General features: G+C 59.4%; 24 protein-coding genes and 1 tRNA gene. 5 read left to right on the top strand and 20 right to left on the bottom strand.

Going from position 1 to position 23,985, the window contains the following annotated elements; all coding sequences use genetic code 11:
* Window positions 1-37: 37 nt before the first annotated feature.
* Both OSC50_RS05765 and OSC50_RS05760 read right to left on the bottom strand, forming a co-directional pair.
* Window positions 38-295: a hypothetical protein gene (locus tag OSC50_RS05765; RefSeq protein ID WP_266246365.1), complete on the bottom strand. Its 258-nt coding sequence runs from the start codon at window positions 293-295 to the stop codon at window positions 38-40.
* Between the two features lie 1,004 nt (window positions 296-1,299).
* Window positions 1,300-1,389, bottom strand: a tRNA-Ser gene (locus OSC50_RS05760).
* 320 nt (window positions 1,390-1,709) lie between these two features.
* Between OSC50_RS05760 and OSC50_RS05755 the strand changes: the two genes are divergently transcribed.
* From OSC50_RS05755 to OSC50_RS05745, 3 genes are all read left to right on the top strand, one after another.
* On the top strand, window positions 1,710-2,402 hold the full coding sequence (locus tag OSC50_RS05755) for a crotonase/enoyl-CoA hydratase family protein (RefSeq protein ID WP_034099749.1): 693 nt from the start codon (window positions 1,710-1,712) through the stop codon (window positions 2,400-2,402).
* A 212-nt stretch (window positions 2,403-2,614) separates the two neighbouring features.
* Entirely contained in the window at window positions 2,615-3,337 is a 723-nt protein-coding gene (locus tag OSC50_RS05750) for a 1-acylglycerol-3-phosphate O-acyltransferase (protein WP_181081689.1), read from the top strand.
* 104 nt (window positions 3,338-3,441) lie between these two features.
* Entirely contained in the window at window positions 3,442-4,413 is a 972-nt protein-coding gene (locus OSC50_RS05745) for a magnesium and cobalt transport protein CorA (RefSeq protein ID WP_181081690.1), read from the top strand.
* Here OSC50_RS05745 and OSC50_RS05740 read toward each other — a convergent pair.
* From OSC50_RS05740 to OSC50_RS05730, 3 genes are all read right to left on the bottom strand, one after another.
* Window positions 4,391-5,134, bottom strand: a complete 744-nt coding sequence (locus tag OSC50_RS05740) for an amidotransferase (protein WP_253508949.1) — start codon at window positions 5,132-5,134, stop codon at window positions 4,391-4,393. The genes OSC50_RS05745 and OSC50_RS05740 overlap by 23 nt on opposite strands.
* Window positions 5,135-5,218: 84 nt before the next feature.
* Entirely contained in the window at window positions 5,219-7,366 is a 2,148-nt protein-coding gene (locus tag OSC50_RS05735) for a 3-hydroxyacyl-CoA dehydrogenase NAD-binding domain-containing protein (RefSeq protein WP_266246366.1), read from the bottom strand.
* 16 nt (window positions 7,367-7,382) lie between these two features.
* Window positions 7,383-8,588 carry an acetyl-CoA C-acetyltransferase gene (locus OSC50_RS05730; protein ID WP_266246367.1) on the bottom strand — a complete coding sequence of 402 codons (1,206 nt, stop codon included), beginning with the start codon at window positions 8,586-8,588 and terminating at the stop codon, window positions 7,383-7,385.
* Window positions 8,589-9,233: 645 nt separating this feature from the next.
* Here OSC50_RS05730 and OSC50_RS05725 point away from each other — a divergent pair.
* Window positions 9,234-10,040: a c-type cytochrome gene (locus tag OSC50_RS05725; RefSeq protein ID WP_181081694.1), complete on the top strand. Its 807-nt coding sequence runs from the start codon at window positions 9,234-9,236 to the stop codon at window positions 10,038-10,040.
* 50 nt (window positions 10,041-10,090) lie between these two features.
* On the opposite strand, the gene OSC50_RS05720 is transcribed toward OSC50_RS05725, so the two are convergent.
* The 15 genes from OSC50_RS05720 to OSC50_RS05650 all read right to left on the bottom strand — a co-directional run bounded on the left by OSC50_RS05720 (window position 10,091) and on the right by OSC50_RS05650 (window position 21,770).
* Window positions 10,091-10,894 (bottom strand): transglutaminase family protein, encoded by an 804-nt coding sequence (locus OSC50_RS05720; RefSeq protein ID WP_266246369.1) that lies wholly within the window; start codon window positions 10,892-10,894, stop codon window positions 10,091-10,093.
* On the bottom strand, window positions 10,891-11,841 hold the full coding sequence (locus OSC50_RS05715) for an alpha-E domain-containing protein (protein WP_181081696.1): 951 nt from the start codon (window positions 11,839-11,841) through the stop codon (window positions 10,891-10,893). The genes OSC50_RS05720 and OSC50_RS05715 overlap by 4 nt, the downstream gene beginning before the upstream one ends.
* 4 nt (window positions 11,842-11,845) lie before the next feature.
* Window positions 11,846-13,255: a circularly permuted type 2 ATP-grasp protein gene (locus OSC50_RS05710; RefSeq protein ID WP_266246371.1), complete on the bottom strand. Its 1,410-nt coding sequence runs from the start codon at window positions 13,253-13,255 to the stop codon at window positions 11,846-11,848.
* Window positions 13,256-13,325: 70 nt separating this feature from the next.
* Window positions 13,326-13,529 (bottom strand): hypothetical protein, encoded by a 204-nt coding sequence (locus OSC50_RS05705; protein WP_253508957.1) that lies wholly within the window; start codon window positions 13,527-13,529, stop codon window positions 13,326-13,328.
* 136 nt (window positions 13,530-13,665) lie between these two features.
* Window positions 13,666-14,007: a ribonuclease E inhibitor RraB gene (locus OSC50_RS05700; protein WP_181081699.1), complete on the bottom strand. Its 342-nt coding sequence runs from the start codon at window positions 14,005-14,007 to the stop codon at window positions 13,666-13,668.
* Window positions 14,008-14,221: 214 nt separating this feature from the next.
* Window positions 14,222-14,458 carry a hypothetical protein gene (locus OSC50_RS05695; RefSeq protein ID WP_253508959.1) on the bottom strand — a complete coding sequence of 79 codons (237 nt, stop codon included), beginning with the start codon at window positions 14,456-14,458 and terminating at the stop codon, window positions 14,222-14,224.
* A 103-nt stretch (window positions 14,459-14,561) separates the two neighbouring features.
* Window positions 14,562-15,167: an START domain-containing protein gene (locus OSC50_RS05690; protein ID WP_181081701.1), complete on the bottom strand. Its 606-nt coding sequence runs from the start codon at window positions 15,165-15,167 to the stop codon at window positions 14,562-14,564.
* Window positions 15,168-15,208: 41 nt separating this feature from the next.
* Complete coding sequence (locus OSC50_RS05685) at window positions 15,209-15,463, bottom strand: YkgJ family cysteine cluster protein (RefSeq protein ID WP_181081702.1); 255 nt, start codon at window positions 15,461-15,463, stop codon at window positions 15,209-15,211.
* A 162-nt stretch (window positions 15,464-15,625) separates the two neighbouring features.
* Window positions 15,626-16,114 carry a translation initiation factor 2 gene (locus OSC50_RS05680; protein ID WP_181081703.1) on the bottom strand — a complete coding sequence of 163 codons (489 nt, stop codon included), beginning with the start codon at window positions 16,112-16,114 and terminating at the stop codon, window positions 15,626-15,628.
* Between the two features lie 114 nt (window positions 16,115-16,228).
* Window positions 16,229-17,668 (bottom strand): aminotransferase-like domain-containing protein, encoded by a 1,440-nt coding sequence (locus OSC50_RS05675; RefSeq protein WP_017527404.1) that lies wholly within the window; start codon window positions 17,666-17,668, stop codon window positions 16,229-16,231.
* A 335-nt stretch (window positions 17,669-18,003) separates the two neighbouring features.
* Complete coding sequence (locus OSC50_RS05670) at window positions 18,004-18,819, bottom strand: OmpA family protein (RefSeq protein ID WP_253508963.1); 816 nt, start codon at window positions 18,817-18,819, stop codon at window positions 18,004-18,006.
* Window positions 18,816-19,178 (bottom strand): DUF4398 domain-containing protein, encoded by a 363-nt coding sequence (locus tag OSC50_RS05665; RefSeq protein ID WP_181081705.1) that lies wholly within the window; start codon window positions 19,176-19,178, stop codon window positions 18,816-18,818. Before OSC50_RS05665 ends, OSC50_RS05670 begins: the two co-directional genes overlap by 4 nt.
* Window positions 19,179-19,187: 9 nt before the next feature.
* Window positions 19,188-20,006 (bottom strand): substrate-binding periplasmic protein, encoded by an 819-nt coding sequence (locus OSC50_RS05660; protein ID WP_253508965.1) that lies wholly within the window; start codon window positions 20,004-20,006, stop codon window positions 19,188-19,190.
* Between the two features lie 82 nt (window positions 20,007-20,088).
* Complete coding sequence (locus tag OSC50_RS05655; RefSeq protein WP_253508967.1) at window positions 20,089-21,018, bottom strand: electron transfer flavoprotein subunit alpha/FixB family protein; 930 nt, start codon at window positions 21,016-21,018, stop codon at window positions 20,089-20,091.
* A gap of 2 nt (window positions 21,019-21,020) precedes the next feature.
* The gene (locus tag OSC50_RS05650; protein ID WP_181081708.1) at window positions 21,021-21,770 is read right to left on the bottom strand and encodes an electron transfer flavoprotein subunit beta/FixA family protein; all 750 of its coding nucleotides are present in this window, start codon (window positions 21,768-21,770) and stop codon (window positions 21,021-21,023) included.
* A gap of 517 nt (window positions 21,771-22,287) precedes the next feature.
* On the opposite strand from OSC50_RS05650, the gene OSC50_RS05645 reads away from it, so the two are divergent.
* Window positions 22,288-23,952, top strand: a complete 1,665-nt coding sequence (locus tag OSC50_RS05645) for an electron transfer flavoprotein-ubiquinone oxidoreductase (RefSeq protein ID WP_181081709.1) — start codon at window positions 22,288-22,290, stop codon at window positions 23,950-23,952.
* Window positions 23,953-23,985 lie beyond the last annotated feature (33 nt).

Here is a 23,985-nt window from a genome sequence, read left to right as displayed (position 1 = left end):
GCTCCAGCGGATGTACACATACAATAGATAGCAAGCATCAGAAACCACCTGCCATCACGCTATTAGCAACGTCGTCACCAAAGAGTGTGCGAAGCCTTTCAGCAATACGGAGTTTGTATTGAAGACGGTCTGCACGTTTCTGAGCAGCGACCTGTTTAAGTCTGGCATCTTCAAGCTTCAACTGAGCCACCTCTTGGGTGCGGTGCCCGTGTCTAACTTGGGTAACTGGCTTTTCCTGCAAAGCCTCAAGAGGCTGGATGATGTTGATTGTCAGGTGTTCGATGTTGATGTTCATGCTTGTTTTCCTTATTGATGAGTTTGGGAATAGGGGTTGCGAGTTATTAGAACTGTTCAGTAAGCGACTGTGGAGCTTGTTCGAATGTTTTGGCTTTCTGTGTCATGCGCCACACTCGCATATAGCAGCGGTGGCTACAGTACCGGGGGCCATTGGTGATGTAGGAAGTTACTACAGACGTGCCACAAGCAGCACAACGGGTGAAAAGAGATGCAGGTTTGGACATATATGTTCCTTTTGTGAATGTGTGAAAGATTGGTGAGCGAGCAAAAAGAGGCCAGCAAAAGAGCTGGCCTAAAGGGATGCAACTGGATGCCTCAAGTGCATTGAATAATGGGTGCCAGTTGTCGTAGCAGTTACTGGCGGAACCGTCATCAGGCCATGGAGGAAGCCCCTACGACTTAAGGACTCTGATGAAGGAAATTATTGACGGTATATCCCCACAGACTACCGTCGAAGTCCTGACCCAAGCTTAGAGTTGTGGGTAAGTTGCATCGTCCATTCGCGTAAACGATCAACCTGTGCTTGATTACGACACTAGCGGCTAAGCATCTATGGCGTGATCGAAGAAAGAACCCGCGTTAACGGGCTGATTGAATGCCAAACAGGGAGGAAGGAGCGTCGGCATACAAGAGGAAAGTGGAGCAGTTGGCGCCGCCAGTAACTGCAAATACCGTGGAAAGGCATCCCGAATACCTTGCGACTGGACAAGAAAACTTTTGTTCTCTCATTAAGTTATTATCCCATGAGAATGATTATCTGTCAATATAAATCTTCATTTTTGCTTGACTAGTGACAAAATAGTTGGTAGGGCGGGATGGCTTGGTATTGAAAAGTGCGCGTGGCGATTGCTGAATAACTGGAGGGCTTTGGTGTTGTTGGAGGGGCGGATATTAGAAGGCGGTATCGGACTGAGAAAGCTGAGGACGAGTAGTACAATTGAGTAGTACAACCCAGAATGCAAAACGCCCGTAACTCGTTGAAGTTACAGGCGTTTTTTAATTTGGCGGTGAAGGAGAGATTCGAACTCTCGATACAATTTCTTGTATACACACTTTCCAGGCGTGCTCCTTAAGCCACTCGGACACTTCACCGTATCTCGTCAAACCAGTTCAGTCTGTCGAGGCGCGCTAATGTAGTCGAAAGCCTTTCTGATGGCAAAGGTTTTTTTCAGAATATTCATGCGGTTAGCCGGCTATGCCGGAGCCTGCCCGGCGCGGGGTGGCGATTGTGCCATTCTCGGGCACTGCTGATGCCGGTCTTAAGGCTTTGCCGCGCCACGCCGCAGGCCGTCTACGCTTGGGCATGCAAGAAAAGCCTGACTGGGCAGTCAGTCATGGCGCTTTACCCGGGCGGGCGCGGTGGGTAACGTCTGCTGCATTCTTCTATAACAAGCCCTACAAGGAACCGCGTCATGAGTGAGCTGATTGCCTACCACCTCGAAGACGGTATCGCGACCCTGACCTTGAGCAACGGCAAGGTCAACGCCATTTCCCCTGCGGTGGTCAGTGCGTTTAACGAAGCGCTGGACCAGGCCGAGAAGGATCGGGCGGTGGTGGTGATCACCGGCACGCCGGGAATTCTGTCCGGGGGTTACGATTTGAAGGTGATGACCGCCGGCCCTAAAGAAGCAATCGGCCTGGTGACGTCGGGCTCCACATTGGCGCGGCGCCTGTTGTCGCACCCCTTCCCGGTGATTGTGGCGTGCCCTGGGCATGCGGTGGCCAAGGGCGCATTTCTGTTGTTGTCGGCGGATTATCGGATCGGTGTCGAAGGTCCGTTCAGCATCGGCCTCAACGAAGTGATGATCGGCATGACCATGCACCACGCCGGCATCGAGCTGGCGCGGGACCGTCTGCGCAAATCGGCGTTTCATCGCTCGGTGATCAACGCCGAGATGTTCGACCCGCAGGGCGCATTGCAGGCCGGCTTCCTCGACAAGGTGGTCGCCCCCGAAGAACTGCACGCAGCAGCCCTGGAAGCTGCACGGCAATTGAAGAAGATCAACATGAACGCCCACAAGCACACCAAATTGAAAGTGCGCAAAGCGCTGCTGGAAGCGCTGGACGAGGCGATTATCCAGGATCAGGGCCATATTCTGAGCTAAGTCCTTCGTTGCGTGCGTCTAAGCCCGACCTTGCGTCGGGCTTTGTCTTACAGCCATATCTGAAAAAACTCCCGCCGCTCTAGGCTGGAGTCTCTGACAGATACAGAAACATGCCCTCAAACATCGCCCATCTCCTCACTCTATAGCGCCAATTGCCGAATACAGTGCACATCCGTACACTGCGCCCCCTTTTGTTTCGATAGGCCATGTGGATGCTTTTTCTGTTACGGATGGTGCTGATGAGCCTGCACTTTATAGTTGCCGGGGTGCTGGGCGTGCTGATCGGCGTCTGCCGTCCGTTCAACCCGGACAACAGCCGCCTGTGCGCCCGTCTCTATGCGGTGCCTGCCATGTGGTTGCTGGGGCTGAAGGTGAAGGCCGATGTCGACTCGCTGCGCCATAAACCGGGCACCTGCGTGATTATCGCCAACCATCAGTCCAACTATGACTTGTTCGTGTTCGGCACCGTGGTGCCCCACCGTACCGTGTGCATCGCCAAGAAGAGCCTGAAATGGGTGCCCTTGTTCGGCCAGTTGTTCTGGCTGGCGGGCAATGTGTTGATCGACCGGGGCAATGCGCACAAGGCGCGCCGGGCGATGCTTACCACCACACGCACACTGCAACACGAAGACACGTCAATCTGGGTATTCCCGGAAGGTACGCGCAACCTGGGCAAGGGCCTGCTGCCCTTCAAGAAAGGCGCGTTTCATATGGCGATTGCCGCCGGCGTGCCCATCGTGCAGGTATGTGTCAGCAATTACGTCACCCATATGCAACTCAATCGCTGGAACAGCGGTGATGTGCTCATACGCTCGTTGCCACCTATTCCTACCGTTGGCATGACCTCGGAGGATATCCCAGCCTTGATGCAAGCCTGTCAGGCGCAGATGGATGCGTGCATCAAGGCAATGGATGGGCAACTGAACAGCGTGTAATCCCGTCTCCTTTGCAGGGCTGGGGTTGCTCGCTGCTCCAACGGAACGCCATTCAGGCTAAGCTGCCCAACATCTGTCCCCTCCTATAAGAAGTGATCAGCACCATGGGTAGAGTTGTTGCGGCCGCCGTGTACAGCGCCGGAAAGAAAGTCACCGATATCACCCTTGACGAAGGCGCGGCATGGGCCGCCAAACCCGGCCATTTTGTATGGATCGGCCTGGAAGAGCCCAACGCCCAGGAATTGGCCAACCTGCAACGCCAGTTCAACCTGCATGAACTGGCCATCGAAGATGCCCTGGAAAAACACAGCCGTCCCAAGCTGGAAACCTTTGGCGACGCGCTGTTTATCGTCACTTACTCGCCGGTGCGCGAGAACGGCAAACTGATATTTATTGAAACCCATATTTTCGCCGGCAACGGTTACGTGATCACCGCGCGCAACGGTCATTCGGCGTCCTACGGTTTTGTGCGCCAGCGCTGTGAGGCGCGGCCGCTGTTGCTGGAGCATGGGGAAGATTTCGTACTGTATGCGCTGCTGGATTTCGTCACGGAAAACTACCAGCCGGTCAGCGAGGCGATTCACGCCGAGATCGATGAGCTGGAGCGCAATGTGCTGTGCAGTTCGTTGAGCGAACGCGATATCCAGAACCTGCACAGCCTGCGGCGCGACGTGCTGCGGCTCAAACGTCACGTGGCGCCGATGGTGGAGATCAGCCAGGAACTGCAAAAGCTGAGCTTCCCGTTTATCGACAAAAACATGCGCCCGTACTTCCGTGATGTGCAGATTCATGTCACACGTCAGATGGAAGACCTGACCACCCTGCGCGACATCGCCAGCCAGACCATCGAGATCGGGGTGTTGCTGGAGGCGTCGCGCCAGAGCGTGGTGCAGCGCAAATTCGCCGCCTGGGCGGCGATCCTGGCGTTCCCCACTGCGGTGGCAGGGATTTACGGGATGAATTTCCAGAACATGCCCGAGCTGCAATGGCACTACGGCTACTTTGCGGTGCTCGGGCTGATTGCGGTGGGATGCACCAGCCTATGGGCCAGTTTCAAGCGCTCGGGATGGCTTTAACCTCGGCCTCGGGCGTGTGCGCCACGAAGCGCATCATCCATTCCGCCACGGTGACGCCGTGGTGCTCGCGTGCCAGGCTGGCCACACCGTTTGAGTAGACCTTTTCACCCAAGGTTGTCTGAAGAATCTCCAGCAACTCGCGCGAATAGTCCTGGATAAATTCCGGGTGGCCCTGAAAGCACAGCACCTGATCGCCGATGTGGTATGCGGCGAACGGGCAAAACTCGCTGGAGGCAATGACCTTGGCGCCCTCCGGCAAGGTGGTCACCTGGTCCTGATGGCTGATCAGCAGGGTCAGTTCCGGCACCTCGGGGCTCATCCAGGGGGTCTTGGCATCCAGCGTGTAATCATGGATGCCCATGCCCCAGCCTTGAGTGGCGCGCTCGGCTTTGCCACCCAGCAGCAGTGCCAGCAACTGGTGACCGAAACAGATGCCCAGCAATTTGTCGCCGCGCTTGTAACGCTCAAGCAGGTAGGTTTTGAGCGTCTGGATCCACGGGTCGGTACCGAAGGAATCGGCCTTGCTGCCGGTAACCAGGTAGGCGTCAAACCGCTCATCGTCCGACGGGTATTCTCCGTTCACCACGTTGTACACGACAAACTCGGCAGGGATCGGCTGCTTGGCGAACAGGCGCTTGAACATCTGTCCGTAACCTTGGTACTGATCGATCAGGCCTGGACGCAGGATATCGGTTTCCAGGATGCAGACGCGTAGCGACATAAAAAATACCTGACACGGCGATGGGAATATTGAACACCTCAAGCCTGCCTGCAAACCTACCTGCAAAGCAAGCCCCCGCCGCACCTATACAAAGCGCTGCCCGCGCGCGGCCTTCTCCAGCAACAACGCCGGCGGTGTGAACCGCTCGCCATACTGTTCGGCCAGATAGCGGGCGCGGGCGATAAAGTCGTTCAGGCCGTACTGATTGATAAATTGCAGCGCGCCGCCGCTCCACGCGGCAAAGCCGATGCCCAGGATCGAGCCCACATTGGCGTCCGCCGTGGACATCAACACGCCCTCCTCCACGCAGCGCACGGTTTCGATGGCCTGGATAAACAGCAACCGGTCGCGCACGTCCTGGGATGCAATCCGTTGTTCGGGCCGCTCGAAACGTTGTTTAAGCTCAGGCCAGAGGTATTTCTGCGCGCCACTGGGGTATTCATAAAAACCGCCGCCGGCGGCCTTGCCTGGCCGTTTGAATTGATTGACGAACAGGTCGATCAGCGCTGTGGCTGGATGGGCCCGCATCGCCTTACCTTCGGCCTGCAGGTCCTTGGCGGTTTGCTGTCGGATATGGTTCATCAGGCTGAGGGAGACTTCATCGGACACCGCCAGCGGCCCTACCGGCATGCCCGCCTTGCGCGCTTGCATCTCGATCAACGGCGCGGCCACGCCCTCGCCCAGCATGGCGATACCTTCGCTGGTGAACGTGCCAAACACCCTTGAGGTGAAGAAGCCGCGACTGTCGTTGACCACGATAGGAGTTTTTTTGATCTGGCGTACGAAATCAAAGCTGCGGGCCAGGGTTTCATCCGAGGTGCGCGCGCCCTTGATGATTTCCACCAGCGCCATCTTGTGCACCGGGCTGAAGAAATGCAGACCAATAAACCTGGCCGGGTCCGGCACCGCCGTGGCCAGGCCACTGATGGGTAAGGTGGAGGTATTGGATGCGATCACCGCGTCGGCCCCCACCACACGTCGGGCGGCGGCTGACACAGTCGCCTTGAGTTCGCGGTCTTCAAACACCGCTTCAATGATCAGGTCACAGCCGGCCAGGTCGCTGTCATCTTGAGTAGGATGGATCCGCGCCAGGATGCTTTCGCGTTGTTCAGTGCTCAATTGCCCACGGCCGAGCTTCTTGTCGAGCAGCGCCGCCGAATGCGCCTTGCCCTTCTCGGCCGCCGCCAGGTTGATGTCCTTGAGCACCACGTCGATCCCGGCACTGGCGCTGACATAAGCGATACCCGCGCCCATCATGCCCGCGCCGAGCACGCCGAGCTTGCGCGTCACACAAGGCGCAATACCCTGCGGGCGTGAACGGCCGGCGTTGATGTCATTGAGCTGGAACCAGAAGGTGCCGATCATATTTTTAGCCACTTGCCCGGTGACCAGTTCGGTGAAATAGCGGGTTTCGATCAGATGGGCGGTCTCGACGTCCACCTGGGCGCCTTCGACGGCGGCGCAGAGGATTTTCTCCGGCGCCGGGAAGCAGCCGTGGGTTTTGCTGCGCAGGATCGATGGCGCAATCGCCAGCATTTGCGCGATTTTGGGGTGCGATGGTGTCCCGCCGGGGATCGGGTAGCCCTTGTTGTCCCAGGGCTGTCTGGCCTCGGGATTGGCAAGAATCCAGGCACGAGCCAGGGCCAGCATCGCCTCGCGGTCCGTGGCCAGCGCATGGACCAAACCGGCCTGCAGTGCTTGCTGCGGCCGCACTTTTTTCCCTTCGAGCAAATACGGCAGGGCTTTTTCCAGGCCCAGCAGGCGCACCATGCGCACCACGCCCCCGCCGCCGGGCAGTAAACCCAGGGTGACTTCCGGCAACCCCAGCTGTATCGATTGATCGTCCAGGGCGATGCGGTAATGGCAGGCCAGGCAAATCTCCCAGCCTCCGCCCAGTGCCGCACCATTGATGGCAGCCACCACCGGCCTGCCCAAGGTCTCCAGGCGACGCAACTGCGCCTTAAGCACCCGCACACCGTCGTAGAACGCCTTGGCGTCGGCCTTCTCGACCTTGATCAACTCGTTGAGGTCGCCGCCGGCGAAGAACGTCTTCTTGGCCGAGGTCATCACCACGCCGGCGATGTGGTCCTTTTCCGCTTCCAGCCGTGTGACGGTGGCGGCCATGGCTTCTCGGTATACAGCGTTCATGGTGTTGGCGTTCTGGCCGGGCAGGTCGAGGGTCAGCACTACGATCCGGTCCTGGCCTATTTCGTAACGAATGGCATCGGTCATGACTAATTCCTAAGGCTCAGAGACGTTCGATTACAGTGGCGATACCCATGCCACCGCCCACACACAGAGTGGCCAGGCCGTAGCGCTGTCGGCGTGCCTCCAGTTCGTCGAGCAAGGTGCCCAGGATTGCGCAGCCGGTGGCGCCCAACGGGTGGCCCATGGCGATCGAGCCGCCATTGACGTTGACCCGCGCCGGGTCGATGCCCATGTCCTTGATGAACTTGAGCACCACCGAGGCGAAGGCTTCGTTGACCTCAAACAATTCGATGTCTTCCACACGCAAACCGGCCTTGGCCAAGGCCTTGCGGGTGGCCGGAGCGGGGCCGGTGAGCATGATGGTGGGGTCGGTGCCGGTCACCGCTGCGGCGACAATGCGCGCCCGTGGCTGCAGCCCCAGCTCCCGGCCCTTGGACTCGGAACCGATCAGCATCAGCGCGGCACCGTCAACGATGCCGGAACTGTTACCCGGCGTGTGCACATGGTGGATGCGCTCCACATGGCTGTAGATCCGCAACGCGGTGGCGTCGAAGCCCATCTGCCCGATCATCTCGAAACTGGGTTTGAGCTGGCCGAGCCCCTGCAGGGTGGAGTCGGCGCGGATAAATTCGTCATGATCCAGCAGCACAATGCCGTTCTGGTCCTGCACCGCGATCAGCGACTTGCTGAAAGAACCGTCCGCACGGGCCCTGGCTGCTTTCTGCTGAGACTGTAAGGCAAAGGTATCGACGTCCTCACGGGTGAACCCTTCCAGCGTGGCGATCAGGTCCGCACCGATACCTTGGGGGGTGAAATGGCTGTGCAGGTTGGTCTGCGGGTCGAGCACCCAGGCGCCGCCGTCGCTGCCCATGGGCACGCGGGACATGGATTCGACACCGCCGACCACCACCAGGTCTTCAAAACCTGAACGCACTTTCATCGCGCCCAGATTGACCGCCTCCAGGCCCGAGGCACAGAAGCGATTGACCTGTACGCCGGCGACGCTGATGGCCCAGTCGGCGACTAGTGCGGCAGTCTTGGCGATGTCGGCCCCCTGGTCGCCCACCGGGGTCACGCAGCCGAGCACGATGTCATCCACTTGCCGAGTGTCGAGGTCGTTGCGTTGCGCCAGCGCCGTGAGCAACCCGGCGGCCAGGTTGACCGGTTTGACACTGTGCAAGGCGCCATCAGCCTTGCCTTTGCCACGGGGCGTGCGTATCGCATCAAAGATCAAAGCTTGGGTCATGACATCCTCGAAACGTGCATATGAGCCCTTACCTTAAGCCCGATTGACACGGTTTCAATGACGGATGCGCTCACAGCCTTTGACCCTCACGCTCGGACGAACGGTAGGTTCCTAAGCTAATTGCCGGATTAATCGTTTTAGCTGTCTAGCCAAGGCATTGGCGCCAAGATGGCGTTGTGCCTCATGCCTTTTTAAGCAGAAATGCTGATTAGCTGATACGAAATGGATCTAAGCGAGGAAGAACGAGGGCTCTAAGGTTCAATCAGTAAGAAGTTGCTGCCGGGTTTTGCCGGGGCAGTTGTAAGAAAAGCGACACGTCACTGCGCCATACTGAAATATCACGGCACGTATTTGACGCTCAGGAATAACAACAAAAGGCAGTCAGCCATGTTCAAGCATTCGAAAGTTCGTCAGGCGGGACTCATTCTGTTCGCCACCACACTGATATTGATCCTGCCCAACCTGACCAAGGTCATTGGGTGATCGTTCAGCCCCCGTATTCTGTGCACTCATTGCATCAGAATTGCAGTTTTTGGCAGCACCTGCCGGGTCTTCGCGTAAAGCGATGCCGTGGCAGGGGCTGTCTTTTTACGCGCGTTTTTCCGGTATCGTGAGCGCTGTCGCCCTTCTTACCGAGCGCTCCTCTTGAAATCGATCCTCGCTCTTCTCCTCGTGCTGATTGCCCTGCCGGTTACGGCGGCATCCTTGACCCTCGAACTCGATCACGAGAGAAAGACCTGGCAGACCGCCGACTTGCTCACGCATCCGGATGCACAGACGGTGCGCATCGCTGATGACGTTTCCTACAAGCACGCCATGACTTATCGCGCAGTCCCCATGGCGGTGCTCCTGCAGGGCTTGAAGCCGGAGCACCATGTGCAAGCCGTTGCACTGGATGGCTTCGCCGCCGAGTTAAGCGCTGGCCCATTGCTGCAGAGCCACGGCGCCCGCGCCTGGCTGGCGGTGGAGGACCCGGCGCACCCCTGGCCCGCCCTCGCCGACGGCAAACCCAGCGCGGGGCCGTTTTACCTGGTGTGGACCGACCCGCAGGCCGGGCCTGTCAGCCCCGAACAATGGCCGTTCCAGATTTCCAGCATCAAGCAGTTAAAAACCGTGGCAGAGCGCTTTCCGGCTCTCTTGCCCGACCCGCAGCTGGCGGCCGACGATCCGGTCAATCAGGGTTTTACGCTGTTTCAGAAAAACTGCCTGGCATGCCATCGCCTCAACGGCGCGGGGGATGCGCAGGTGGGGCCGGATCTGAATATTCCCTACAACCCAACGGAATATTTCGCCGGGGATTTCCTCAAGCGCTACATCCGCGACCCGCAAAGCCTGCGGCATTGGCCACAGGCAAAAATGCCGGCGTTCGCCGCCAGCGTGTTGCCGGATCCTGAGCTGGACCTGCTGGTGGGCTATCTGAAGCACATGGCGGAGCGTAAGCAGCAGCGGTAAATCTCAGCGATGACCTTCGTTTGGCCGGTGAGCTTCGCGGCGGTGCCCGATTATTGCTGCTGGATTGAAATCACGGGCATCGGCGCCACCGATACCTTGGCGTGCATTTGTTCATGCCCACCGCCTCGGCGCATGCCGCGAACCGGGCAGGCGTCAAGATAGTCCAGGCCCACCGCCAGCTTGAGGTGGCGTTCCGGCCGGGCCAGACGGTTGGTCACGTCGAAGCTGTACCAGGCGTTGTCCAACCAGGCTTCGGCCCAGGCATGGCTGGCCAGGTGCGTGCTGTCCTCGCTGTACAAATACCCCGACACATACCGCGCCGGAATACCGAGGCTGCGTGCGCAGGCCAGGAATACATGGGTATGGTCCTGGCACACGCCCGCGCGGCCGGCGAACGCGTGGGCGGCACAAGTGTCGACTTCGGTGGCGCCGGGCGTGTAGACCATGGCCTCGTTGAGCGCGTGCATGAGGTCGATCAGCGCGCTGCGGTCACGCCCTTGACGACAGTGCTGCCGCGCGAAGCCGCGCAGGGCTTCATCGGACTCGGTCAGGCGGGTACCGCGCAGGAACGGATAGGCCGACTGCTGCTCATGCTCGGCTTCGCGCAATTCATCGATCTCCACTTGGCCACGGGCGCCGATGATGATGGCGTCGTGGGGCTCATCCAGGGTCAACACATGCAGGATATTGCCGAACGGGTCGATCTGCGCGCGAACCGGGCGCGGCAGGTCGAGCTGCCAACTGAGTACCTGCTGCCGTTCGCTGTCGTGGGGCGTCAGGCGCAGGTACTGGATGCTGGCGCGCACCTGGTCTTCGTAGTGGTAGGTGGTTTCGTGGCTGATCGAAAGTCTCATGCCGCCTCCAGGTAGGAATGGTAGATGGCATCGCCCAAGTGGCGGACCAGGGGAATAAAGTCGGTCAGCCAGGCGTGCAGGCCTTCCTCCAGGATTTCATCAATGGCGGTAAAGCGCAGGCGCGCATCCATCTCCGCGGCCAGGCGCTGTGCCGGGCGGCCGTTCAGGCCGGGCAGGCTGGCGAGGATCTGATCGATCTCTTCGCTGCAGGCGCGCAGGGAGCGCGGCACATCGGCGCGCAACAGCAGCAACTGGGCCACTTGCCGGGCGCCGGGAGCGTCACGATAAATTTCGGTGTAGGCCTCGAACGAGGACAGCGCGCGCAGCAACGCGCTCCACTGATAGTACGCGTGAGCGGTGCCGTCGGTGACCGTGTCGGCATGGTCGCCGGCCATTTCATACCGCGCATCCAGCAGGCGCAAGGTGTTGTCGGCGCGCTCGATAAAGGTGCCCAGGCGAATAAACCGGAACGCGTCATTGCGCATGATGGTGCCGTAGGTTGCGCCGCGAAACAGGTGGGAGCGCTCCTTGACCCACTCGCAGAAACGGCTCATGCCATAGCGGCTCAGGCCTTGTTGGGCGATTTCACGAATATCCAGCCAAGTGGCATTGATGTTTTCCCACATGTCGGCGGTGATTCGCCCACGCACCGCATGGGCGCTGGCCCGCGCGGCGCCCAGGCAGCTGTAGATGCTCGCGGGGTTGGCCGCGTCCAGGGCAAAGAAGTGCAGCAGACGCTCGGCGTGTAACTGGCCGTGACGCTCGTGGTAATCCTCCAGGGTGCCGGTGATCAGCAGCGGCATCGCCAGTTCATGCAGGCCATCGCCGCGCCCGTCCTGGGGCATCAGCGACAGCGAATAACTGACATCGAGCATGCGTGCGAGGTTTTCCGCGCGTTCCAGGTAGCGCGACATCCAGTACAAATCCGAGGCAGTTCGACTCAACATGGCATCAGTCCTCCACGACCCAAGTGTCTTTGGTGCCGCCGCCCTGGGACGAATTGACCACCAGCGAGCCCTCGCGCAGGGCCACGCGCGTCAGGCCGCCAGGCACCACGCGGGTGTCCTTGCCGGACAGCACGAACGGGCGCAGGTCGATATGGCGCGGGGCGATACCGTTCTCGACGAAGGTCGGGCACGTGGATAAACACAGCGTCGGCTGTGCGATATACGCATGGGGCTTGGCTTTGATACGGGCGCGGAAGGCTTCGATTTCCGCCGCCGTGGACGCCGGCCCGACCAACATGCCGTAGCCGCCGGACCCTTGGGTTTCCTTGACCACCAGTTGCGGCAGGTGGGCGAGCACGTGGGACAATTCGTCGGGCTTGCGGCACTGAAAGGTCGGAACATTCTGCAGGATCGGCTCCTCATCCAGGTAAAAACGGATCATGTCGGTGACGAAGGGGTACACCGACTTGTCATCCGCGACCCCGGTGCCGATGGCGTTGGCCAGCACCACATTGCCCGAGCGATAGGCGGCCAACAGGCCCGGCACCCCGAGCATGGAGTCCGGGTTAAAGGCCAACGGGTCGAGGAACGCGTCATCGAGGCGGCGGTAGATCACATCCACCGCCTTGGGACCGTCGGTGGTGCGCATGAACACGTGATCGTCGCGCACGAACAGGTCGGCACCTTCCACCAATTCCACGCCCATTTCCCGGGCGAGAAAAGCATGTTCGAAAAAAGCACTGTTGAACCGCCCTGGGGTCAGCACCACCACGCTGGGGTTATCCAGGGCGCTTGCGCTTTTGAGGGTGTCGAGCAGCAGGTTGGGGTAGTGGTCGATCGGCGCAATACGCTGGGCAGCGAACAATTCGGGGAACAGGCGCATCATCATCTTACGGTCTTCGAGCATGTAGCTGACGCCGCTGGGTGTACGCAGGTTGTCTTCCAATACGTAGTAAGTGCCGTCGCCATCACGGACGAGATCGACCCCGGCGACGTGAGCATACACATCGCGGTGCAGATCCAGGCCCTGCATGGCCAGTTGGTATTGCTCGTTGGCCAGCACCTGCTCGGCGGGAATGATTCCGGCCTTGATAATGCGTTGTTCATGATAGAGGTCGGCAAGGAACAGGTTCAGTGCCTTGACGCGCTGGATGCAGCCGCGCTCGACAATCCGCCATTCGCTGGCCGGAATACTGCGCGGGATGGTGTCGAAGGGAATCAGGCGCTCGGTGCCCTGTTCATCCCCGTAAAGGGTGAAGGTGATCCCGGCACGGTGAAACAGCAAATCGGCTTCGCGCCGACGCTGGGCCAGCAGTTCAGCGGGGGTCCGGGCCAGCCAGCGGGCGAATTCGCGGTAGTGAGGCCTGACCTGCCCTGCCCCATCGTACATTTCGTCGTAATAAGTGCGGATCATGCCGTACTCCTTGTCACTCGGACGCCAGAACCATCGCAAGGCCCGTGCCATCGGCATAAACACTTAAGAATCAGTGAGTTGTATAAATACGAAGCACCATGCGCACCTTCCTGGTGCGCCGATTGCCCGGTGTGTGGTCGCGCGCTTCATCGCAATGCAGGCTTTGACTATCAAGAGCATAGTCAGAGTTGATTTCACCGGCCTGCAAAGCTTGCGGATAATCGCCACCATCTGCTGAACAGACCTTCAGCGCTCCGCTCTTCCCTTCGGCCACCCTACTCGGGTGGCTTTTTTTGGTGCATGAAAAGAGCTCGCAGAATGCGCCGGGCTTTGCCTACGGCACAAACAACATCGGCCGACCCGAAGGCCAGCCGATGCGTGGTGATGTTGCGAGTGCGGGCAGTGTCGAACTACATCGGCAAACCGCGCACCTCCTGTTTGACGCCCCACCCCTCGATAATGCCACCGAGGGGCTCGACCACTGCTTCAAAGTCCTGCTCGAAGTCTCCTATGCCGTCGTAGGTTGCAAACATGACCTTGCTCAGTTCCAGGTACCACGCGCCATCGTCGCGCGCGCTGACCTGGGCGTTCAGGGACTCTCCACGAAACTCGCCCGCCGCCCTGCGCGCCCGTTCTTCATCCGGGAAAATCGCGTAGAACTCGATGGGGTGGAAACGCGAGAAATCGAAACCGCCTTCTTTCATGCGGCGCAGAACGTGGGTGCTGATGTCTTCTTGATAGGCTGTGCTCATGAAAAGTGCTCCTCAAGACCGATGGATAGACTTTCCGTGCTCCCCGAAGCCCGCGCCCTGCTGGCGCGGAGGCTACGGCAATGACCTCACCGCGGGAAAACAAGCATGTAGCTGACAAGACCAGACCTTAGCGATTCATTCGCTGATCTCGTTTGCAGAGTAGCGCGAAGCAATCACCTCCACCAGAGGCGCTTGCCAGGCCTACAGGGAATATTCAGGCAGAGGGAGAAATATCGAGGATCTGGATACTGTTCTGGTCTTTGAGGATCTTGACCGTCGGCTCCGGCTTGCGTCCCTCAAGGTCATTGAGGTCGAGCTCGGCGGCGACCGGCACCAGTTTGCTGCGAATCATGTGCGCAGCGTCTTCGAGGCTGGGCTCTTGTTCGCAGGTGAACAGCTCTACGGTTTTTACGCCGTGATCATCAACGAAGGTAATTTGCCACGTTTGCATCGGTGCCTCCTCGATAAAACCCATGTGTGGGCTCACTTCTATCTGGACCTTGGGGGTTCGCCAAACGTTCCACCCAAGGCAGGGGGCACCCGATCAATCGCGCTTATTTTTCCGCGCGCGCTTTAAGCGCCTTGAGGGTGTTGAACGGCGCGTCGACCACGAACTTGTTGGCCAGCCACGAAGGCACGCTGCCGCCTGGCTCGGTGTGCACCTGGTAAGTCACTTCGGTCTCATTTGCTCCCTTAGGGACCAGTTTCCAGAAGCCCTCGACTTGAGCAACACGCACGTAGCCTTTTTCTTCGGGTTTATAGGTCGGCACGCCCTGCAACGTGCGGGTTACGTTGCCGTCGGCATCCTTGGTGGTGGTGACATGGATGTAAGAATCGCGGTCGGTCACCGGGAACGGTGCCTTGAACTGGGTGTAGGTCCAGGCTTCATCGCCTTTTTTGTCGACCAGCTTCTGGGACTTGCACTCATGAATCCACGAACAGGCACCGGCGACATCTTCCTGCAGGGCCTGGACCTTGGCGACAGGCGCCTTGATCGTGGTCACACCGCGATACGCCTTATATTTGGAGCCGGCGACTTCGCTCAGGGACACCTTGATGCCGTCTTCATCCTTGGCAACCTGCCAATCCTCAGCCTGGGCAGTGGCGGCAAATACCAGCGTAAAACCGCACACGACAGCTATTCGTTTCAGCGAACCCATTGTTGTATTCCTTATTGTTGAAGTTCCGATAGTAAAGCCCATCAAGCCGCCGTCATCTGTTCCCACCAGCCGATCAGGCGGATCGCATCGGCCTGGTCGGTGCCGCACACCTCGATATCAGCCTTGAAATCACTGCATACCGCCGGTCGCTCCGGTTGGCCGAACAGTTGGCACAGCAGTTCGACCGACAGGTGCGCGCAGCGTTCGCCCGCCGGTTTGCCATTGGGCATGCCGGGCAGCGGCGAACTGATGGAGGGGGCGATGCAGCAAGCGCCACAGCCTTCACGGCATTTCATGACCAGTGGGTCCTCGACGACTCAATAGGGATGGCCGGGCTAGACTACGCCCTTAAACAGCCGTTTTAAAATGGTCCAACAGGGGTTTTATGCAGAAAACCGAAGTGACCGACCAGTCCGCGACAAATGGTCGAAGGGTCATCTTGCAAAGGTAGGAAGCGCTTACTGTTTGAATTCGAAATCCAGCGCGGCACCCTCTACCTCGCGCCGCTCTTCATTGCGCAATTGCAGGCGCATTTCGTTACTGAGCAGACGTCCGTTGATCTGGAAATCGCTTTTATCGGTGGGTTTCTCACCGAACATCGGCGGCAGCAGTGGCACGCTCTTAGGCTGCGGCAAGGTGCCCAGCGGCTGCAGGTGCCGGACCATGTCCGAGGGCAGCGACAGGTCCAATTGGGCCGGTGGCAATTTGGTCTCGGCCACTTCATGGGCGGATTTGGCCTTCCTGGCCGCCGTACGTTTCTTGGCGTTGGTGGTGTTTTTCTTCACGGCAGGCGCTTTTTTTGCCGGAGCCGGCGTTTTCGCGGGAGTGCTCTGCTCACTGCCGGCGGCCGGCTTGTTTTCGCTCACAGGCGCCGCCGCCAGCGCGGTGTGGACGTTGCACAGGCTTAACAGGCCAATTACCAGAACAGCTCGGAACATCGAGGTCATATCGCCTACAGCATTAAAGGCAGAGGGCCATATGCTCGCTTGTTGTGCGCGCCATGACAAGCGCGGTGATTAGCCAGCTATCGGCATAGCCCTGTTTTGCACGCTCATCAGCGCTCAAAAACCGGCAGCGGTTTCCTGGCACAGCTGGCTCGCCAGCATGCCCAACGTCATCAGCGCGCGCTCTGCCTCGCGGTTCCACGGCGTGCCGCAGTTAAGGCGGATGCAGTGGTTGAATTGCTCGGTATTACTGAAGATCAACCCTGGCGCGATGCTGATGCCCTGTTGCAGTGCACGTACGTGCAGTTCCTGAGTATTGACCCGTCCTGGCAAACTGACCCACAGGATGAAGCCGCCGGTGGGACGGGTCATCTGCGTGCCCTCCGGGAAGTATTGCTGCACCGCCAATTGAAAGGCGCTGAGGTTCTTGCGGTATTCCTGACGGATGTAGCGCAAATGTCGGTCGTAACCGCCGTTCTCCAGGTACGCAGCCACGCCCATTTGAGTCACGCTGCAGGCCGAGTGGGTGCTGAACATTTGCAGGCGCTGGATTTCCTGCTGGTACTTGCCGGCGATCATCCAGCCGATACGCACCCCCGGCGACAACGTCTTGGAGAAGCTCGAACAATAGATCACCCGATCCAGGCGATCATAGGCTTTCAGGGCCTTGGTGCGGCCCAGCTCGAACATCAGCTCGCCGTAGATGTCGTCCTCGACAATCTGAATATCGAAATCCGACGCCAGGCGCAGCAACTGCTTCTGACGCTCCTCCGGCATGGTGCCACCCAGCGGGTTGCTCAGCCGCGTGGTCAGCACCAGCGCCTTGATCGACCATTGGTTCGCGGCCAGTTGCAGCGCCTCCAGGCTCATGCCGGTGGACGGGTCGCTGGGGATCTCAATGACTTTGAGGCCCAGCAGATCCGCCAATTGCAGCAAGCCGTAATAGGTGGGGGATTCCGCCGCGATCAGATCGCCGGGGCGAGTCAGCACGCGCAGTGACATCTGCAACGCATCGACGCATCCGTGGGTGATCACCACTTCGGAAGGGTCCACCACCACCCCGGCATCGCGCATGCGGATAGCGACCTGGCGGCGCAGCGGCTCGAAGCCGGGACTGAACATGTAGCTGAACGCGCGCGGGCTCTGGAAACGCGTGACCTTGGCCAGTTGCTGATGCAACGCGCGCACCGGCAGGTAATCGACGCTCGGGACTGCGGCGCCCAGGGGAAATACCCCTTCGCGGCGCGACTCGCCCAATACCTGCTGGATGATGCTGCTGCGCGTGACCAGCCCCGGACGCTCGACCCGTGCGATATCCGGCGTGGGCGCGGTGAGCGCGGGGGTCTGGTGTACGTAATAACCGGACTGCGGTCGCGCCCTGATCAGCCCCTGGTCTTCGAGGTTGGCATAAGCCTGCAATACCGTGGCATGACTCACATTGAGCTGGGAGCTCATCTTGCGTACAGAAGGCACCCGTTCGCCCGGTTGATAGACACCACGCCGGATATCCTCAGCCAGCTGCTGAGCGATACGTTGGTAGAGCAGAAGATTGGTCATGTCGCAGCACTCGATTTCACGGGCATTTTATTTTTGTGTGAAACATACCGGCACAGTTTAGAAGTGTACGGGAACAGTTGCCACAATAGTCGAGCGCGGCTGGCAGTGACAGCAAAAACTGTAAGGGTGGTGGAGAGAGCTTTCAGGCTTATGCAGAAAAAAGCAGGAGGGGCGGTGCGACGATTCGATTGGCCCGATAGCGGTGCGTCAGTGACAGCTGGGCTGACTGACCCACCGCGATCGGGGCATGGGTATCGACTTCTCTTCAGTAAACACCTCACCTGCGAGCCTGAGGCTTTTGGGGTGAGCCCCACCTTGTCAATCAGCCCAAGGCTTCAGCGGGCGGCGCCCAACTGGCCCTTGGCGTCGGAGAATACGATTTCTACCCGGCGGTTCTGCGCACGACCGCGCTCGGAAGCATTGGCTTCCACTGGATACTGGTCGCCATAGCCTTCGACCTGGATGCGTTTTTCATCAATGCCCAGATCTACCAGAACGTCCGCCACCGCCTGCGCGCGATCACGCGACAGTTTGAGGTTTTCCTGTTCGCCACCGGTACTGTCGGTGTAGCCCTCGATGCGTACCACGCGCTTGGGGTTCAGTTGCAGGAATTGCACGATCTTGAGCACGGTGCGATTGGCCGAGTTTTTCAGTTCCGCTTCGCCGGTGTCGAACAGCACGTCACCCAGGGTCATCACCAGGCCGCGATCGGTCTGGGTAGTGGCCAAACTGGCGATCTGCTCTTCAAGCCACTTGCCCTGTTGCTGCACGCTGCTCAATTTGCTTTCGCGCAGGGCCAGTTGCAGGCGCTGACGCTCCAGCTCAAGTTTGGCGCCGCGTTCTTCATTCAGTGCCTGCTCGGTGTGTTCGCGGGCGATGGCGCTGTAGCGCTGGCTCAGGTAGGCGTAGTGCACGACGTCATTGCCGCTGCCCCAATAGCTGGACAGTCGGTCGGCCCTGGCCAGGGATTCACCGGCGCGGATCACGTCCTTGGGCGCGATGCGCAGCACATTGGCATCTTCCTTGACCTTCTGGAAGTCGCTGCCGGCCTGCTGCAATGCCTGCTCGCTGTTGGGATGGCTGGCACACCCGCCCAGTACCGCACCGGCCAACAACGTTGCAAAGCCCAGACCTCGGATCGTCAGGCTCATTGGGCATCTCCCAATTGCAGTTGCTTGCGCAGGCGCGTGATGCGGGTATTGAGCACGTTCAGTTGTTCCTGGCTTTTGCGGGTCAGCACCTTGGCCTCGGCCAGACGCGCATCCAGCTCGGCCTGCTCAGCGCGCATGCGCGCATGTTTGAAGGATTGGTCGGCCATGTCGGCCCTGGCCCGGGCAAATTTATCCTCGGCCAGCTTCAGCTCGGGCGAGTCATCGGCATTGGCACCGACGGCGCTGGCCTGTTCGAGAGCCTGCTGAGTAAGGCGTATTTGTTCATTCGGCGCAGGATCGGCTGCACATCCCGCCAGAGCGACAACGGCGAGGGCCGCGAAAAGAGGTCGAAGAGTCACTGAAAATCCCTACTTTGTTGGGGTGCCGACGGGTTGTTGCAATTGCGCCTTCCAGCGCTCGATATTGCGCTGCAGTGCAGCTTGCACCCCATCGGACCCGCGCAATTCTGTCATCTTTTTGGCCAGCTGTCCGCGCAGCCACGGATCATTACAGGCCGAGTTGTGGGAAATCGCCAGGTACAGGCCAGGCTGATCGACCGGTACATCGCGGGCGACCAAGTCATTGCTCATGCCCAACGACTGCGCCATGGCCATGCCGGAGTAACGCCCGGCCAGCACATAATCCACCTCGCCCAGCAGCAGTTTCTGGAACGCCGGGGTCAAGGTGGCAAAGCGTTGCAGGCTCAACTGCTGGCCCGCGAAGGTTTCAAAACCACGGCTCAGCCGCGCGCGTTCCGACACCGCGCCCTGATGGCCGTGCAGATCCGCAGCCGTGGCGTAAGCCAGCGTCGAGTCTTTGCGCGTCCAGACCAGGTAATCGTTCTGCATCAGGGCTGGATGAATGTAGTCAAAGTTTTCCAGCTCGCCGACATTTAGCGGCGCATCGGCCAACATATCCATGCGCCCGCTGCGCGCTTCATCCAGGGCCAGGGCGCGCTTGCCGCCATAAAGCAGATCGATCTTTACGCCCAGGTCCTTGGCCACTTGCTGCAACACATCCGCGGTAGCGCCAATCAAGCGCGTAGGGTCCTGCGGGTCGCGCCACAATAAAGGCGGTGCATCCGGGCTGCCGGTAATCACCAGGCGGTCACATTTACCGGCGGCCAGCGACAAGGTCGGCAGCAACAGTGTGAAACCCAGCAGCGCAGTCCAGGGACGCAATTGCATGGTGCATTTCTCCGATAGGCAAAAAGCCGGGCAAAAAAAACCCGGTCATACGACCGGGCTCTTTATAAGTGAAGCGACTGGATTAGACCAGCTTCTCCAACTCGGGTACGGCTTCGAACAAATCCGCCACCAGGCCGTAATCGGCCACCTGGAAGATCGGAGCTTCTTCGTCCTTGTTGATCGCAACGATCACTTTGGAGTCTTTCATACCGGCCAGGTGCTGGATCGCGCCGGAGATACCGACGGCGATGTACAGCTGTGGCGCAACGATCTTGCCGGTCTGGCCGACCTGCATATCGTTGGGCACAAAACCTGCGTCCACTGCGGCGCGCGAAGCGCCAACCGCGGCGCCGAGCTTGTCGGCCAGGGCGTACAGGTGTTTGAAGTTGTCACCGTTCTGCATGCCACGCCCGCCTGAAACGACGATCTTGGCAGCGGTCAGTTCAGGACGATCGGACTTGGCCAGTTCTTCGTTTACGAAGCTGGATATGCCGGCGTCATGAGCAGCCGCAACGGCTTCAACAGCAGCCGAACCGCCTTCTGCAGCAACCGGGTCGAAACCGGTGGCACGCACGGTGATCACTTTGATGGCGGCGGTCGACTGTACGGTAGCGATGGCGTTACCGGCGTAGATCGGGCGTTTGAACGTGTCGGCGCTTTCGACCGAGATGATCTCGGAGATCTGGTCAACGTCCAGCTGCGCGGCTACGCGCGGCAGGATGTTTTTACCGTTGGAGGTGGCGGCCGCCAGGATGTGGCTGTAGCCCTTGCCCAACTCGGCGACCAGCGGCGCAACGTTTTCCGGCAGCTGATGCGCGTAGGCCGCGTTGTCAGCGTTCAGAACCTTGCTCACACCGGCGATTTTCGCAGCGGCTTCAGCAACGGCGCCCGCGCCCTGGCCGGCAACCAGTACGTGAATGTCGCCACCGATCTTAGCGGCGGCAGCCACGGTGTTAAGGGTGGCCGGAGCCAGCACCTTGTTGTCGTGTTCGGCGATTACCAAGATAGTCATGTTCAGATTACCTTCGCTTCGTTTTTCAGTTTCTCGACCAGTTCAGCCACCGACTTGACCTTGATGCCCGCGCTGCGTGCAGCCGGCGCTTCGACTTTGATGGTCTTGTTGGTGGAGGCGGTGGAAACGCCCAAGGCATCCGGAGTCAGCGACTCGAGCGGCTTTTTCTTGGCTTTCATGATGTTTGGCAGGGACGCGTAGCGCGGCTCGTTCAAACGCAGGTCGGTGGTGACGATGGCCGGCAATTTCAGGGAAACCGTCTGGGCGCCGCCGTCGATCTCACGGGTCACGGCAACGCTGTCGCCGCTCACTTCGACTTTGGAAGCGAAGGTGCCCTGGCCGTAACCGGTCAGTGCAGCCAGCATCTGGCCAGTCTGGTTGTTGTCGCTGTCGATGGCTTGTTTGCCGAGGATCACCAACTGGGGCTGTTCCTTGTCGACAACGGCCTTGAGCAGCTTGGCCACGGCCAGAGAGGTCAGGTCTTCGGCGGACTCGACCAGGATGGCGCGGTCGGCACCCAGGGCCAGGGCAGTACGCAACTGCTCTTGAGCGGTGGTCGGGCCGATGGACACTACGACGATTTCAGTCGCGACGCCTTTCTCTTTCAGGCGCACCGCTTCTTCAACAGCGATTTCACAGAAAGGGTTCATCGACATTTTGACGTTAGCAAGATCGACGCCGGAATTGTCCGCCTTGACGCGAACTTTCACGTTGTAATCGACAACGCGTTTGACAGCTACAAGAACCTTCATGGATTCCTCGTTACTCTCCGGTGAAAAGAAAGTCGCCTAGGCGAACCTGGCGGTTGATGCTCATCGGCACACAAGGGCACCTCCAAAAACATCCGCAGCGGCGAATCGACAGTAAAATGCAGACCGTTCGTCAGGAGTGACTGGGAGGTCATTCTCTATCGCGGCGTGTAAACTGCGCGCCACCCTCTGCACGCGTACCCGCCGTTCATGCCGTTGCATTGCTTTTGGACGTGCTCTTGAAACCTGCTGTCTGCCTACGGTAAGCGCAAAACCGACCGTATCTTGACCGGAACGCCTATTCTGGTCAATACGGCAAAATGGTCAGTCATAAGCCGCGTTGCTTTGATTTATCTAGCCTGCGGGCAATTCAAACAAACGTTTGTATTGGACGCTGTCGGTGGTCTATATATAATGCGCCACCTAGAGAGAGAGGTGGGTCTTGCCCTGTCTGCAAGACGAAACCGAACCTCCACCCATTAGAAAAAAAGCCTGTTGAGCCTTGAGTAGGAGATAGCCTGTGGAACGCGAATACATGGAATTCGACGTGGTCATCGTCGGCGCTGGCCCGGCTGGCCTGTCCGCCGCCTGCCGACTGAAGCAGAAGGCCGCCGAAGCCGGTAAGGAAATCAGCGTCTGCGTGGTCGAGAAAGGCTCTGAAGTCGGCGCCCATATCCTCTCCGGTGCCGTATTCGAACCACGCGCCCTGAATGAATTGTTCCCGGACTGGAAAGAACTCGGTGCCCCGCTCAACACCCCGGTGGTGCGCGACGACATCTATGTACTGCGCAGCAGCGACACCTCCACCAAGGTGCCTGACTTCTTTGTGCCCAAGACCATGCACAACGAAGGCAACTACATTATTTCCCTGGGCAACCTGTGCCGCTGGCTGGCCCAACAGGCCGAAAACCTCGGTGTGGAAATCTACCCCGGCTTCGCCGCCCAGGAAGCACTGTTCGATGAAAACGGCGTGGTGCGCGGGATCATCACCGGCGACCTCGGCGTCGACCGTGAAGGCAACCCCAAGGAAGGCCTCTACACCCCCGGCATGGAGCTGCGCGGCAAATACACGCTGTTCGCCGAAGGCTGCCGTGGCCATATCGGCAAGCAACTGATCCAGCGTTTCAACCTGGACAGCGATGCCGACGCCCAGCACTACGGCATCGGCCTCAAGGAAATCTGGGAAATCGACCCGGCCAAGCACCAGCCAGGCCTGGTGGTGCACACCGCCGGTTGGCCGCTGGACATCATGAGCGCCGAGAACACCGGTGGCTCGTTCCTGTATCACCTGGAAAACAACCAGGTGGTGGTGGGTCTGATCGTCGACCTGTCCTACAGCAACCCTTTCCTGTCGCCGTTCGATGAGTTTCAGCGCCTCAAGCATCACCCGGTACTGGCTCAGTACCTGGAAGGCGGCAAACGCGTCAGCTACGGCGCCCGCGCCATCTGCAAAGGCGGCCTGAACTCACTGCCGAAGATGGTCTTCAAAGGCGGCGCGCTGATCGGTTGCGACCTCGGCACCCTGAACTTCGCCAAGATCAAAGGCAGCCACACTGCCATGAAGTCCGGCATGCTCGCCGCCGATGCCGTGGCCGATCGCCTGTTCGCCGCGTCCGAAGGCGGCGATGAACTGACCGCCTACGTCGACAGTTTCAAGTCCAGCTGGCTCTACGAAGAACTGTTCGCCACACGCAACTTCGGCCCGGCGATGCACAAGTTCGGCCCGATCCTCGGCGCCGGCTTCAACTGGTTCGACCAGAACATTCTGGGCGGCAAGATGCCGTTCACGCTGCACGACACCAAGCCGGACTACGCCTGCCTGAAACTGGCCAAGGACAGCCAGAAAATCGATTACCCCAAGCCCGACGGCAAATTGAGCTTCGACAAGCTCAGCTCGGTGTTCATCTCCGGTACCAACCACGAAGAAGAGCAGCCGTGCCACTTGAAATTGAAAGACCCAAGCATCCCGATCGGCACCAACCTGCCGCTCTACGATGAACCGGCGCAGCGCTACTGCCCGGCCGGGGTGTATGAAGTGGTGACGAAAGAAGACGGCGAGAAACGCTTCCAGATCAACGCCCAGAACTGCGTGCACTGCAAGACCTGTGACATCAAGGACCCTTCGCAGAACATCACCTGGGTCACGCCGGAAGGCGCGGGCGGGCCGACTTACCCGAATATGTAAGCCAGACAAGGCTCCCAAATGGGAGCCTTTTTT

Origin of the sequence: Pseudomonas quebecensis (assembly GCF_026410085.1) — a bacterium.
Lineage (GTDB): Bacteria > Pseudomonadota > Gammaproteobacteria > Pseudomonadales > Pseudomonadaceae > Aquipseudomonas > Aquipseudomonas quebecensis.
This window is presented reverse-complemented; position numbering and strand designations above follow the sequence as displayed.